This window comes from Candidatus Methylomirabilota bacterium (assembly GCA_028870115.1).
Lineage (GTDB): Bacteria > Methylomirabilota > Methylomirabilia > Methylomirabilales > Methylomirabilaceae > Methylomirabilis.
This window is the reverse complement of record JAGWQH010000031.1, coordinates 13485-27013: the sequence shown is the minus strand read 5'-3', so window position 1 is coordinate 27013 and position 13529 is coordinate 13485. Positions and strand designations below refer to the sequence as shown.

Annotated in this window: 18 protein-coding genes; 17 read left to right on the top strand and 1 reads right to left on the bottom strand. The window is 57.8% G+C overall.

The genetic code is table 11. The annotated features are described in order from the left end of the window. Positions 1-12: 12 nt before the first annotated feature. The 17 genes from infA to KGL31_03230 all read left to right on the top strand — a co-directional run bounded on the left by infA (position 13) and on the right by KGL31_03230 (position 12830). Positions 13-231, top strand: a complete 219-nt coding sequence (infA, locus tag KGL31_03310) for a translation initiation factor IF-1 (GenBank protein MDE2320935.1) — start codon at positions 13-15, stop codon at positions 229-231. A 55-nt stretch (positions 232-286) separates the two neighbouring features. Next, complete coding sequence (gene rpmJ, locus KGL31_03305; GenBank protein MDE2320934.1) at positions 287-400, top strand: 50S ribosomal protein L36; 114 nt, start codon at positions 287-289, stop codon at positions 398-400. A gap of 62 nt (positions 401-462) precedes the next feature. Then, complete coding sequence (rpsM, locus tag KGL31_03300; protein ID MDE2320933.1) at positions 463-837, top strand: 30S ribosomal protein S13; 375 nt, start codon at positions 463-465, stop codon at positions 835-837. A gap of 33 nt (positions 838-870) precedes the next feature. Next, positions 871-1281: a 30S ribosomal protein S11 gene (rpsK, locus tag KGL31_03295; protein ID MDE2320932.1), complete on the top strand. Its 411-nt coding sequence runs from the start codon at positions 871-873 to the stop codon at positions 1279-1281. A 117-nt stretch (positions 1282-1398) separates the two neighbouring features. Then, a complete protein-coding gene (gene rpsD, locus KGL31_03290; protein ID MDE2320931.1) occupies positions 1399-2025 on the top strand; it encodes a 30S ribosomal protein S4 in 627 nt (208 codons plus the stop codon). A gap of 21 nt (positions 2026-2046) precedes the next feature. Continuing rightward, complete coding sequence (locus tag KGL31_03285; GenBank protein MDE2320930.1) at positions 2047-3063, top strand: DNA-directed RNA polymerase subunit alpha; 1017 nt, start codon at positions 2047-2049, stop codon at positions 3061-3063. Between the two features lie 52 nt (positions 3064-3115). Next, the gene (gene rplQ, locus KGL31_03280; protein MDE2320929.1) at positions 3116-3604 is read left to right on the top strand and encodes a 50S ribosomal protein L17; all 489 of its coding nucleotides are present in this window, start codon (positions 3116-3118) and stop codon (positions 3602-3604) included. A 559-nt stretch (positions 3605-4163) separates the two neighbouring features. Continuing rightward, the gene (locus KGL31_03275) at positions 4164-4340 is read left to right on the top strand and encodes a hypothetical protein (protein ID MDE2320928.1); all 177 of its coding nucleotides are present in this window, start codon (positions 4164-4166) and stop codon (positions 4338-4340) included. Positions 4341-4617: 277 nt separating this feature from the next. Then, a complete protein-coding gene (locus tag KGL31_03270; protein MDE2320927.1) occupies positions 4618-5352 on the top strand; it encodes an SDR family oxidoreductase in 735 nt (244 codons plus the stop codon). An 18-nt stretch (positions 5353-5370) separates the two neighbouring features. Then, positions 5371-6048 carry an MBL fold metallo-hydrolase gene (locus KGL31_03265; protein ID MDE2320926.1) on the top strand — a complete coding sequence of 226 codons (678 nt, stop codon included), beginning with the start codon at positions 5371-5373 and terminating at the stop codon, positions 6046-6048. Next, on the top strand, positions 6041-7195 hold the full coding sequence (locus tag KGL31_03260; GenBank protein ID MDE2320925.1) for a PD-(D/E)XK nuclease family protein: 1155 nt from the start codon (positions 6041-6043) through the stop codon (positions 7193-7195). Before KGL31_03265 ends, KGL31_03260 begins: the two co-directional genes overlap by 8 nt. 4 nt (positions 7196-7199) lie before the next feature. After that, entirely contained in the window at positions 7200-7742 is a 543-nt protein-coding gene (locus KGL31_03255) for a methylated-DNA--[protein]-cysteine S-methyltransferase (GenBank protein MDE2320924.1), read from the top strand. Between the two features lie 147 nt (positions 7743-7889). Further along, on the top strand, positions 7890-8750 hold the full coding sequence (locus tag KGL31_03250) for an RNA polymerase sigma factor RpoD/SigA (GenBank protein MDE2320923.1): 861 nt from the start codon (positions 7890-7892) through the stop codon (positions 8748-8750). A 252-nt stretch (positions 8751-9002) separates the two neighbouring features. Then, positions 9003-9671 (top strand): protein-L-isoaspartate(D-aspartate) O-methyltransferase, encoded by a 669-nt coding sequence (locus KGL31_03245; protein ID MDE2320922.1) that lies wholly within the window; start codon positions 9003-9005, stop codon positions 9669-9671. A 116-nt stretch (positions 9672-9787) separates the two neighbouring features. Further along, positions 9788-10483 (top strand): rhomboid family intramembrane serine protease, encoded by a 696-nt coding sequence (locus KGL31_03240; GenBank protein MDE2320921.1) that lies wholly within the window; start codon positions 9788-9790, stop codon positions 10481-10483. Beyond that, the gene (locus tag KGL31_03235) at positions 10480-10875 is read left to right on the top strand and encodes a metallopeptidase family protein (protein MDE2320920.1); all 396 of its coding nucleotides are present in this window, start codon (positions 10480-10482) and stop codon (positions 10873-10875) included. Before KGL31_03240 ends, KGL31_03235 begins: the two co-directional genes overlap by 4 nt. A 98-nt stretch (positions 10876-10973) precedes the next feature. Continuing rightward, positions 10974-12830, top strand: a complete 1857-nt coding sequence (locus KGL31_03230) for a threonine synthase (GenBank protein MDE2320919.1) — start codon at positions 10974-10976, stop codon at positions 12828-12830. Here the strand turns inward: KGL31_03230 and KGL31_03225 are convergent. Then, entirely contained in the window at positions 12813-13517 is a 705-nt protein-coding gene (locus KGL31_03225; protein ID MDE2320918.1) for an endonuclease III domain-containing protein, read from the bottom strand. The genes KGL31_03230 and KGL31_03225 overlap by 18 nt on opposite strands. Positions 13518-13529: the final 12 nt, after the last annotated feature.

The following is a 13529-nucleotide window of genomic DNA, read 5'->3' as shown; positions in this document are numbered from 1 at the left end:
TGCGGGCCGCTGATGCCGAAGGAAGAGGCGATTGAAGTTGAGGGGACCGTCATTGAGCCGCTACCGAATGCCATGTTTCGAGTAGAACTGGAAACGGGACATAAAGTCCTTGCGCACGTGTCCGGAAAGATGCGCATGCATTTCATTCGGATTCTACCGGGAGATAAGGTGATTGTAGAGCTTTCTCCGTACGACCTGACCCGAGGGCGGATCATTTACCGGTATAAGTAGGCATCAAGGTGAAGGGCGGAAGGACGATGAGCGATTCTGTGGCGCGGGGGTTGTCATGAAGGTTCGGGCGTCAGTCAAGCCGATGTGCGAGAAGTGTAAGGTTGTTCGACGGAAACGGGTGCTGCGGATCGTCTGCGAAAATCCTCGGCACAAACAACGACAAGGATAGTCGGTTCACCGGACAGCTATTGGCTGGCGGTTGACAGCTGAACGCTGTTCTTTGAGGAAACTATGGCACGCATCGCCGGTGTAGATCTTCCGAGAGAAAAACGTCTTGAGGTGGCGCTGACGTATATCTACGGTATCGGCCGCCCTGCTTCGCACAAGATCTTACGGGACTCCGGGGTCAGCCCGGATGTCCGCGTGAAGGACCTCACTGAAGAGGAGGTCACGAAGCTGCGGCGAACCATTGAGGGGAACTACAGAGTTGAAGGGGATCTCAGACGTGAGATCTCTATGAACATCAAGCGGCTCATGGATATAGGCGCCTACCGCGGCCTCAGACATCGCCGGGGCCTCCCGGTTCGTGGCCAGCGAACTAGCACTAATGCCAGGACGCGCAAGGGGCCTCGCCGGACGGTCGGTGCGAAGGGTAAGAAAACGTAGCGCTGAGCTGACAGCTCAGCTACTGGAGGAAGAATGGCGGAGGAGGTAAAACCGAGGCGTCCTGCGGGACGTGCGGGCGGCAGAAAAGAGATCAAGAATATCGCTCACGGGATCGCCTGCGTCCAGGCGACGTTCAACAATACTATTGTTACCATTACAGATGTGACAGGCAACGTTGTCGCATGGGCCAGTGCTGGCTCTGTGGGGTTCAAAGGTTCCCGGAAGAGTACCCCATTTGCCGCGCAGAGAGCCGCAGATAGTGCCGCCCAGAAGGCGATGAGCCACGGCATGAAAGAAGTGAAGGTGTATGTCAAAGGGCCGGGCGCGGGTCGAGAGGCAGCCATTCGGGCATTACAGGCGGCAGGTATGGAGATTGTGGCGATTAAGGATGTGACGCCGATCCCACACAACGGCTGTCGGCCGTCCAAGCGGAGACGTGTATGACCCAGTGGTTCTTGTCGATACATGGCCCGGTCGTTCCAAGAAGGTACGTTAAGAGCGCGATTCGCCGAAGCGTCAGTGTGACGGGGGGCAACACCACTCCCCTGGGAGGAGGGGTTTGTGGCTAGATATCGGGATCCCGTGTGTAAGCTTTGCAGGCGAGAAGGGCTGAAGCTGTTCCTGAAAGGGGATCGATGCTTCTCTGCCAACTGCGCGATTGAGAAGCGGAACTACGCTCCCGGCATGCATGGTCAGCGACGGACGAAGGTATCAGACTATTGCAGGCAGCTACGTGAGAAGCAGAAGATGCGCCGAATCTACGGCGTCCTGGAAACGCAATTCCGGAAATATTTTCGTCTGGCCGAGCGACAGACAGGGATTACGGGGGAAAACCTCATCAGGATTCTAGAACAACGACTGGACAGCGTTGTTCATCGCCTGGGATTTGCCGCATCCCGCGCACAGGCGCGGATCTTGATCACTCACGGTCACATCCTTGTGAATGGACGAAAGACGGACATAGCGTCCTATCGGGTTCGCCCGGGTGAGACCATCGAGGTGCGGCCTAAGAGTCGCGAACTGGCGGCGATTAAGGTGGCTCTCGAAGGGGCGAAGCGGCGAACGTTGCCGAGTTGGTTGGAGCTTGATGCGACCAACATGAAAGGGACTGTCCGATCGATCCCATCCCGAGAGGAGATCGCCATCCCGGTGGAGGAGCAGCTGATTGTTGCGCTATACTCCAAATAATGGTGGGCGTGGGAGGTTTTGATGATTCAGAAGTTTAAGGGCATCCAGAAGCCAAAGCGGCTGGAGTGCGAGCTGGAATCTCTGACCAGCACATACGGCAAGTTTTTTGCGGAGCCCTTTGAACGCGGGTTCGGATTGACCATCGGTAATGCGCTTCGTCGTATCCTCCTCTCCGCAATTGAGGGGGCCGCGGTAACTACTATTCGGATCACCGGAGTGCTACATGAATTCTCAACCCTCCCTGGGGTGAAAGAAGATGTAAGCGATATCATCCTTAACCTCAAGGGGCTGCGACTCAGACTTCACGTTGATCACCCCAAGACCCTGTACCTTAAGGCGTTCTCAGAGGGGGAGGTTCGAGCAGCGCATATCACTCCGGATTCGGATATAGAGGTATTAAATCCCGACTTGCATATTGCGACCTTGGATCAGGATGGTAAGATCGAGCTGGAGATGGAGGTGTGCCATGGACGTGGGTATGCCCCGGCTGAACGTAACAAACGGGAGGGGCAACCTATCGATGTTATCGCTATAGACTCAATCTTCTCCCCGATCCGGAAGGTTAATTTCCTGGTTGAGGACGCCCGGGTCGGCCAGATCACTGACTACAACAAGCTTATCTTGGAGGTCTGGACTGACGGGAGCGTTCTGCCACGAGACGCCATCGCGTACGCAGCAAAGATCCTCAAGGATCACCTGAGCATATTTACTAACTTTGAGGAGGAGCCCGAGGGGGAGGGGGTTGTCGTCGACGAGGCGAAGCAACGGCTACAGGATAACCTGAATCGAAGCGTCGACGAGTTGGAGCTTTCGGTGCGGTCTGCCAATTGTTTGAAGCACTCCGGCATTCGATACATCCATGAGTTGGTCGTCAAGAGCGAGGCCGAGATGTTGAAGACGAAGAATTTCGGTCGGAAGTCTCTGAATGAGATCAAGGAGATCCTCGTCGGCATGGGGTTGACCCTGGGAATGAAACTGGAAGACCTCCCTGTTGGCGAGCTCTTCGGGAAACGAGGTGACAAGACCCCGAAGGCCTGAACAGGGGTCTGAGCTTGGCCTGATTTCGTGCGGCCAGGCAGGAGTGCCTGCTATGCGACACAGAAAAGCTGGGAGGAAGCTCGGCCGAACAACGGCTCATCGAGAGATGCTCCTCCGTAATCTGTTGACATCACTCTTCCATTACGAGAAGATCGTTACCACTGAGGCGAAAGCGAAGGAGCTGCGCAAGCTGACAGATAAGGTCATCACACTAGCCAAGCGCGGGGATTTGCATGCGCGCCGACAGGCAGCCGAGGTTATCGAGGACGGGAACGTCTTAAAAAAGTTGTTCGACTCAATCGGCGGCCGATATAAGGATCGAAACGGGGGCTATACACGGATGACAAAGCTGGAGTACAGAATGGGCGATGGCGCCCCGCTCGCAGCCATTGAGCTGGTAGAGGTTGGCGCCGGCGTCGAACCTCCGGCAAATCCCGCTAGGCGCCGTGGGAGGCGTGGGGATAAAGGAAAAGCGCCGACATCAGGACAGACGCCTCGGCCGGCCCATTCACCGGGTGTCGAAAGGGCAGCCGGTGCTTGAGGACGACGAGTTGTCGCCTATCTCCCCGGAGAATGCCCACTAAGCGACGCACCTTGCCCTTCGCTACCGGAGAAACAGCCAATGATGGAATGATGGATGGTAGCGACGCACAGGAAGGCTGATCCGGCCTAGCATGATCATAAGCGGTTGGCCGATGGCCTGATGGTATAAGTTAGGTCAGGTCTGCGCGTCGGGTTTACGCGTCTGAGTGATGGATGTCAGTAAGTCCAGACCTATCCGCTGCATGATCGCCTCGGCCACTCTTAACCACAGGAGATTGTATTTGACAAACTATTAACCATGAATACAATACTTTCTCCGAGCACTACGGCCCACCGAAGCAGCTAGTCCCTCAGGCTCTTCCTTCGGTACCGCTGATATATTCGGTTTGATATTCTTATAGTACGCTACGTATAGGCGTGCGCCTGCAGGGTGTATCGCAGTGTGGTACGCTTACGGTGTACTCGTGCCTGCCTGTGCGTGGCATGCAGACAGGTGGGTCCGGCGCAGGGCAAGTACTATTGATTGCATATTGTTGTGAAAGGAGGGAGAAGTCGACATGGCGGAGAAGCCACAAGGAGCAAAGCTTGCCAGTCGCACTAAGAATCAGGTGAAGAAAACCGCCGGGCAGTGTCAGTGCGGCGGCGATCTGATCTGGAGCATGGTTTTTAATCCGCGCGGTCGTATGATGAAAGTCTGCGAGAAGTGCGGGATAGCCGTGCCAAAGGTAGGGTAGGGTACGACAGCGAGCGGCCGCTCAAGACGACAGGGCTCCCCGGTATGATCCGGGGGGCCCTTTGTGTTTCAGTGCCGACGGGCAGATTGGGGCCGGCAAGCTATGAGCCGAGCCCCGCGATCCCTCACAGCATTTCAGCGAAGCGGGAGATAATGCTTGGCAGTCGCCGGTCCAAACAGTATCATAATCTCGAATCGGATATGTTACCCTGACCATGCGTATCGAGTTACGGGTGAAGGCGTCGCGGGGCGAGGCTGTCATCAACTGAGCGGGGGAGATGGAGCTTCACGGGCGGGCGGTGCTGGTGACAGGGGCGGCCAGGCGTGTGGGCCGAGCGATTGCCCTGGCGATGGCCGGCCGGGGCGCAGATCTGGTGATCCACTACAGAAGCAGCGTCTCCGAAGCCCATAAGGCGGTGGAGGCGGTGGAGCGTCTTGGCCGGCGCGCTTTTGCCATTCAGGCCGATCTGGCTGAGCCAGCGGAGGTTGAGACGCTGGCCGACCGCGCCGTCGAGGCGTGTGGGAAGATCGACGTTCTGGTGAACAGCGCCGCCATCTTCCGAAGGACGCCGCTCGAACAGCTTACCGTACAGGATTGGGAGCAGTTCCTGCGCGTCAACCTTACAGGGCCGTTCCTGCTGGCCAGACGACTAGGCCTGCTGATGCGGCGGCAGGGAGCGGGGAAGATTATCAATGTCGCCGATGTCGCGGGGATCAAACCGTGGGCCGACTTCCTCCCCTATTCGGTCTCTAAGGGGATGTTGATGACCGTCACCCAGGGGCTGGCAAAGGCGCTGGCGCCGGAGGTCCAGGTGAACGCTGTCGTACCTGGTACGGTACTGCCGGCAGAGGAGTACGGCGAGAAGGAGCGCGAGTCGATCATCAGAGGGACGCCGCTCAAACGGATCGGCGACCCGTCCGATATCGCCCAGACCATCCTCTTCCTTGTGGAGGGCTCGGATTTCATCACCGGTCAGGTCGTGGTGGTGGATGGGGGTCGATCGATCCAGTAAGAAGCCATGAAGGATGAAATGAGCCACACTCTCTATCTGAAGCAAATAGAACTGGGCGAGATGGCCAACTACGTCTATCTGATCGGCTCGACCAGGACGAAGGAGGCCGCCGTGATCGATCCGGCCTGGGAGATCGATAGGATCGTGGAACTCGCCCAGGTCGATGGGATGAGACTCACCCACATCCTGGTTACCCACTCCCACCCCGATCATGTGGGCGGCAAGCTGTTCGGTTTGCAGATCCAGGGGGTCGCGGAGTTGCTTGATCGGGTAGATGCCAAGGTGGTCGTTCATAAAGCTGAGGCCGGCCACCTGACCCCCCTTGCCGGATCGAACATCAAGCGAGTCGACCATGGGGACACCCTAAACCTGGGCGACGTCACCGTGGCGATCATCCATACCCCTGGCCATACGCCGGGCTCACAATGTTTTCTGGTACAGGATCGCCTGGTGACGGGGGATACGCTGTTCATCGGCTCGTGCGGCCGAGTCGATCTCCCGGGCAGCAGTCCTGAGCAGATGTATGATTCGCTGACTAATAGAGTGATGAGGCTGGACGACACGACCGTGGTCCTGCCCGGCCACAACTATGCTGCTGGTCGTACCTCCAGCAGCATCGGCGAGGAGCGAAAAAAGAACCGCTATGTTCAGTGTCACTCCCTTGCCGCGTTCCTCCGCGCGACGGGCAATGCCTAAGTCTGACGGAGCGTCGATCCTTCGACAAAGCTCAGGACCAATCTACTCAGCTTCCCGGCTCTCCACGTACGAGTCCTGCCCCCTTCAGTATAGATTTCGCTACATCGACCGGATTCCTCGTGAGGAGGAGTCGATCGAGGCATTCCTTGGATCACGGGTCCATGAGACGCTTCATAAGCTCTATCGAGACCTGCAGTCTGGTGAAGATCTGAGTCTGGCTGATCTGCTGAACGACTATCACCGGCAGTGGGGGCAGCACTGGCATAACCAGGTGAAGATTGTTAAGCAGGACCGCTCACTGGATCATTACAAGGAGTTTGGCGAGCGTTGTCTGGTCAACTACTATCAGGCGCATCAGCCGTTCAACCACGGACAGGTACTGGGGCTGGAATATCAGGTGGCTACCTCCCTTGACCCTCATGGATGCTACAAGATTCAAGGGTACATCGATCGTCTTGTCAGTGTCGGGTCGGGGCGCTATGAGATCCATGACTATAAGACGTCCGGCCGTCTGCCGAGCCAGGGAAATCTGGATGCTGATCGGCAACTGGCCCTCTATCAGCTCGCGGTGGAAGGGATATGGCCTGACGCTAAAGAGATCGATCTGGTTTGGCACTACCTGGCTTTTGGGAGGGAATTCCGTTCAACGCGAACGCCGAAGGCGCTCGAGAGGCTGAAAAGTTCGACGATCGCCGCCATCGATCGGATTGAGGCTGACGCCGAGTTCAAGCCGATTAAAAGCAGTCTGTGCCACTGGTGTACCTACCAGAACATCTGTTCGCTCTGGAATGACCACCCCGATTCAACCTTTGCCCGATCCGACAAGGTGTTCGGCAATGGCCGATCGATGGAGGTCCAGACCTCGGCTGAGCGAAGGGGGCTGGAGATGCAATCTATTGCTCGCGACGCGCTCCGGGAGGCGATCGCGGTGGCGGCCGAGCACGAAGGGGCGGAGATCCGTTTTGCCGAATACGGCCAGCTCTGGATCAGTGTGGGCCAATTACGTCCGAAGACTACCCCGGATGGTATGGTAGACGGATGGATTCGGCTGTCCGCCGAAAGCTTGCCTCTGCTTTTCAGACAGGTGGAACTGGCGCGGCTGAGCTCTCCCTTCGTTGAAAAGCTACAGCGATACCTGACGTTGTGATCGCATGTCGCCTCCTCTTCGATACGCACCGGTTTTAACCCCGCTTGGACGGCTCTATGTGGCTTATCATGGCAAGGCTGTCTGCTGTGTTGCCTTTGGGTCGGATGGCCGTCGCTTTGAGCGGGCCTGCGTGAGGGCATTCGGCGTTCGGCCGATGTCGGATCCTCACCTGCCGGAAGAGATGGCCAAACAGATACTGGATCATCTGACAGGGATGCGGCGCTTTTCCGGTCGGATTGACTTGTCTCGCCTCACACCGTTCCAACGGAAGGTCTTGCAAAAGGTCAGAACCATCCCCTCCGGGAAAGTCCGCTCATACCGATGGGTCGCACACGCGATCGGCGCGGAGCGAGCTGTCCGTGCGGTTGGGACAGCATTGGCCAAGAACCCGATCCCGTTGTTAATCCCGTGCCATCGGGTGATCAGGAGCGATGGTCGCCTCGGGGAGTATTCCGGGGGTGGCCCTTCTGTAAAGGCGAAGTTGTTGGCTTTTGAGGGCGTAAATCTGGAGAGTGTGACGCCTCTGCGGAGTCGCCGTGAAATCTGAGCCGTTCGCCGGCGTACGCGCGGCGCGAATCACCCAAGAAATGTCTCATCTTTGACAATGTATGAAACAGTGTGTTAGGCTCTACTGCCAAAGCGTGGTGTGTTCATACGACAAGCGGCCGCTGGCTTCCCGCATAAGTGAGACAGAGTGCCGAAAGGATCATTCGCAAATTTTTATAAAGGGGTCTCTAACGACGCCCTTGGCGCGTATCTCAAGCGGATTGCTCAGGTGCCCCTCCTGAAGAAGGAGGAGGAGCTTAAGCTGGGAAAGGCGACTCAACGGGGGGATGAGAAGGCCTTAAAGCAACTGGTGGAGGCCAACCTCCGTTTCGTAGTCAAGGTGGCCCTCCGCTATCGAGGATGCGGCTTGTCGCTGCCGGACCTGATCAACGAAGGCAACATCGGTCTGCTCGAAGCTGCGCGCCGCTACTCGCCGGAGTATAACGTCAAATTTATCACCTACGCAGTCTGGTGGATCCGGCAAGCGATTATGCAGGCCTTGGCTGCTGGCGGAGGGGCGGTGAGGCTTCCGCTCCGAAAGGCTCGCCTCGCATCGCAAGTTGACGACGTCCGCGCCGATCTCTCCCAGCAATTACAAGCTGCGCCGACCGATTCGGAGGTGGCGGAAGAATTAGACCTTAGCGCGAGCGACCTTGAGGGGGCGTTGCACAGGGCAGGTCAGTTGGCCTTTCTTAGCGATGACATCGGCCTTGAACAGCGGATTGGGATGGAGTTATATGAATCGAAACAGCTTCCTCCTGCCGATTACGAACTGATCCGAAGTTCGTTCCGTGAAGAGGTGGAGCGGATGCTTGGCAGTCTCACCTCCAGAGAGCGGCTTATTGTGGAGTTGCGCTTCGGGTTGGGGAAGGAAGAAGCGATGACTCTGAAGGAGGTTGGCAACCGACTCAAGCTCTCGCGGGAGCGGGTCCGACAGATCGAGGAGCGCGCCAAGCAGAAATTGTGCGTGATGGCTAAGTCCAGGCATCTGAAAGATTACTTGAATTAACTCGCTCGATCTGCCGAGTCATTCAGCATCACGAGGACGGGGGGAACAGCCCAGTTGAAATGGATTATGGTCGGATCGATAAGCCCTGATCTTTTACGAGAGATCAGGGCTGTTGTTTTTTGCCCGGTACGGCTTGCGTCTCGTGACCCGGCAGTCGCATAGTGGGACGCCGTGAGGTCCTCCACGCTTGCCTCGCTCTTGCGTCGCCTTGCGCTCGCGTGGCCCTTCAGTCTGATCGTTTCAGGAGGATGCGTGGCCGACCAATATGAAGATGAAAGCTCGGCGGCAGCGCGATGGCGGATGGTAGAGGAACAGCTCCGGGCCAGAGATATTGTCGATGAGCGGGTTCTCGCGGCGATGGAGAGGGTTCCCCGCCATCTGTTCGTCGAGCCGGCCCTGAAACATTTTGCCTACGAAGACCGTCCGCTCTCTATCGGGGCGGGACAGACTATTTCCCAGCCTTACATTGTCGCGCTCATGGTCCAACTCCTCCGGGTACAACCGTCGCATCGAATCCTTGAGGTTGGGACCGGTTCAGGTTATCAGGCCGCTATTCTGGCCGCGTTGGGGGCCGAGGTCTATAGTGTCGAGATCATCTCGTCACTTGCGGAAGGCGCCTGTGCCCGCCTGGAGGCTCTCGGATACCGGAATGTGCGCGTCCGACAGGGGGATGGATACGAGGGATGGCCCGAGGTCGCCCCTTTTGACGGGATCGTGGTCGCTGCCGGTGCCCCGCAGATCCCGCTCCCGTTGATCGAGCAGTTGCGCGAGGGGGGGCGAATAGCGATCCCGGTAGGAATTGCGAGAGGAACGCAGGATCTGGTCCTTGGGGAAAAGCATGGCGGGAAATTGCGGATCCGCTCGATTGCGCCTGTGCTCTTCGTGCCGTTGACGGGAAAGGGAGGCGCCTCGGACTGGTAACAGTTCGCAGTTCATCGTATTGGCCAGGCCTGGTCCCTCCATAACGCCGGGTATAGCGCTTATAGAACGTAGGTCTATGTTCTCCGTGAACGACGAATGCTGAACTGTGAGCTGTTGTGATCCCACTCAGGGATAATGTCCCTTCCTATCATACCCCAGTCGTCACGATTGGGCTCATCGGCGTCAACATCCTTGTGCACTTGAATCAGTGGATGCTGCCACCAGGGGCGACAGTGCGGTTTATCCGCCTGTATGGTCTGACTCCATTGGAGATCAGTAGTGGTGATCCGTTGATCCCGCATCCTGTCCCGCTCTATGCCACCTTCTTCACCTCAATGTTCGTACATGGTGGCCTGTTCCATCTTGGGGGCAACATGCTCTATCTCTGGATCTTCGGCGATAACGTAGAAGACAGAATGGGACGACTTAAATTTCTGGTCTTTTATCTGCTCTCCGGGCTGGCGGCTGCCGCTGCTCAGATCTGGGCGAATCCAGCTTCAAAGATCCCGATGATCGGCGCCAGTGGGGCGATCTCCGGCGTACTGGGAGCCTATCTTTTCCTCTTTCCCCGTGCCCGCGTCCTGACCCTTATTCCGCTGGGCTTTTTCTATCGCATTATGGAGATCCCCGCGTTGGTCGTCCTCGGGTTCTGGATTATTGTTCAGATTCTGAACGGTGTCATGACGCTGGGTATGCAGGTAGGAGGCGTCGCGTGGCTCGCTCATGTCGGAGGGTTCGTGGCAGGCCTCGTGATGGTGATACCGTTCACCGGCAGCCACAAGCGGCTCGACTGGAGGGATCAGCTATTGTGAGCGCGGAGAGGCGGACCTTGGCGCTGAGCCGCGAGGAGTTTCGTCGACTGGTTTCTCAGGCGATCATCTCTCTGCCGCCAGGAGTGGCGGGACGCCTCACCAACGTCGAGATCGTGGTGAAGGATCGCCCGACATCCGAGGAGTTAGCCATGGCCGGGACTGATCCAGCGGAAACCCTTTTTGGCCTGTACACCGGCATCCCGCTCACCAAGCGGAGCAGCTCATACGGGATGGTTCTCCCTGATAAGATCACCTTGTACCAACGAACTATTGAGGAGGGCTGTCGGACCAAACAGGAGGTCCAGGCGCAGATCCGTACGACCTTACTGCACGAGATCGGTCATCATTTTGGTCTCTCTGAAGACGAATTGGAACAGGCCGGATACGAGTAATGCGACGGTTCTCGCCCCTGGAAAACTCTTGACACTACGGGGTCAACCCCGCTAGATTGAACGGGTTTCTTAACGAGTTACAACGTTTAGGAGGATCAATGGCCCCGAAGGGAAGGCGTGGGGAGGCCAGGTTTTACGAGCTCTACTGCATTGCGTGCGGCACAACCTGCACCGAGCAGGAGAGCAGCTCGCGTTGCGTCAGTTGCGGCAAACCGCTGGGGGTGCGCTACGACTATGCCTACATCAGGGCTCGCCTGAATCGATACTCGCTCAAGACCTCACCGATCAAAGCGCTCAAATACCTTGATTTCTACCCTATCCTCAACCTTGATCTGGTGGTCTCGCTTGATGAGGGCGGAACGCCGCTTTACCGGTGCCATCGGTTGGCCAAGGAGTTAGGGATCAAACATCTCTACATCAAGAACGAAGGGATGAATCCGACCGGCGTGTTCAAGGATCGAGGGACGCTGGTGGAGATCACCAAGGCCAAAGAGCAAGGCGCCAAGGCGATCTGCGTGGCCTCCACCGGCAATATGGCCGGCTCCGTCGCCGCCTATGCGTCAATCGCGAATCTGCCCTGCTATGTGGCGGTGCCGGAGGGGACCCCAATCGGCAAGATGTCTCAGGCCCTCTCCTATGGAGCCCGGGTCCTCCAGATCCGGGGGACGTATAACGATGCGGCCTCCATCGCCGAGCAGATGAGCCAGCGCTACGGGTTTTACCTGGCTGGTGATTACGCCTTCCGCGTCGAAGGTCAAAAGTCACAGGCGTTCGAGATCGTGGAGCAGTTAGACTGGCAGGCTCCAGCCGTTGTCATCGTCCCGATGGGTTGCGGGACCAACATCGCCGCCCTGTGGAAGGGGTTTAAAGAGTTTCACGAACTGGGGTTGATCGCGTCCCTGCCGAGAATGATCGGTGTCCAGCCGATCGGCTGTTCGCCGATCGTGGCCGCGTTCAACCAGGGAAGCGATACCATTGTTCCCGTGAAGAAACCGGAATCGGTCGCCTCGGCGCTGATGGCAGGCGATCCGCTGGACGGGCTGAAGGCGCTGGCTGCGCTGCGAGAATCAGGCGGATGCGCCCTGTCGCTTAGCGATACCGAGATCTTGCAGGCCCAGCAGCAGCTCTCGCGCCAGGAGTCGATCTTCGTCGAGCCGTCCGGGGCGATCCCAGTCGGGGTGCTTGCGCTCCTGCTCACCAGCGCGCGGGTGAGGGCGGATGAGACGGTGGTTTGCCTCGCTACAGGGAATGGGCTCAAGGATCCCAGGGCGGCGCTGCGGGTCCTCCCGTCGCCGGCTACGATCGATCCCTCATTGCAGGAGGTTGAAAAGTTTCTGAAGCTACGCCTGTATGAGATCCGGGCCGCCGGCGCCAAGAACGGCGACAAGAACCTGTTTGAGCAAGTTCCGTCGGTGACCGATATCACCGTGCGGGTACGACAGGAGTTCGGGGTTAAGCTGACCGCGGAATACGCCGGCAAGGTGCGATCGTTGATCGAGGAGTTTGTCAAGAAAGGGAAGCCGATCATGAAGGCCGACCTTCAGTACATTGTTGAGAATGTCCTCAAGGGCCTTTCCGTTCACAAGCCTATCCTTACGGTAGAGGATTTTAAGGTCTCGACGTCGCTCCATGGTCAGGCGGAGGCGGCCGTCTGGGTGCTGTTCGACGGGGAGAAGGTGGAGGCGACCGCCGTGGGCGTCGGGCCGGTGGATGCGGTCATCAACGCCCTGAAACAGGCCGCATTGACCCGCGGGAAGCTCTTCTTTGAGCTGATCGACTACAATGTGGAGATCAGCTCGCCAGGGACCGATGCCTCGGTCGAGACCACCATTGTCATGAAAGACGCCGAAGGCAGTCGGATTGTCGCCATCGGAACCTCCCCGGACATTATCGTCGCCTCGGTGAACGCCTTTGTGGAAGGGTATAATTTACTCTGGCTACGGCAGAAGCGGTGATGCCTTCGGCCTGTCTGCGTGCGACGCACAGGCAGGCAGGTCATACCGGAGGGGGCAACCGTTGCAGTTCGGTGTTCTTCGGCAGTAGGACTTCCCGACAGCTACCAGCAGGGCGTGGTATTCATTGAAGAGCGCCGGATCAGCCGGCAGGTGTGCCATAAAGAGACGCTGAATCTCGCCATACCGTGCGTTTGCCGCGATCAGCCCATGCCGTTCCAGCACTCGACGGGTGTACGCGTCCACGACAAAAATCGGCCGCCCGCCCGCGTACAGCAGGATGGAGTCAGCCGTCTCCTCGCCAATCCCTAAAATTCCCAGCAGCTCTTCCCGCAATCCGGGCCGCTTTCCTCGAAACATTCGCTGCACGCTTCCGCTGTAACGCGCCAGCAGGAAGCAGGTGAAATGCTTCAGGCGTTCGGCTTTCATGTTATAATAACCTGTCGGACGGATGAGCCGCGCGAGTCGATCGTGCGGTGTGCCATCGATGCCACGGGGGTTGAGCAGACGTGCGGCCCGAATCGCGTTGATCGCTTTTTCAACATTGGTCCAGGCGGTGTTCTGGGTCAGAATGGCGCCGACAATGACCTCGAACCTGGAGCGGGCTGGCCACCAGCGCTGTGGTCCGAAATGACGGAAGAGATGTCGGTAGAGGGAGAGGAGCCGACGCCCTGTTGCGGTCTGTGACATATCCACATATTG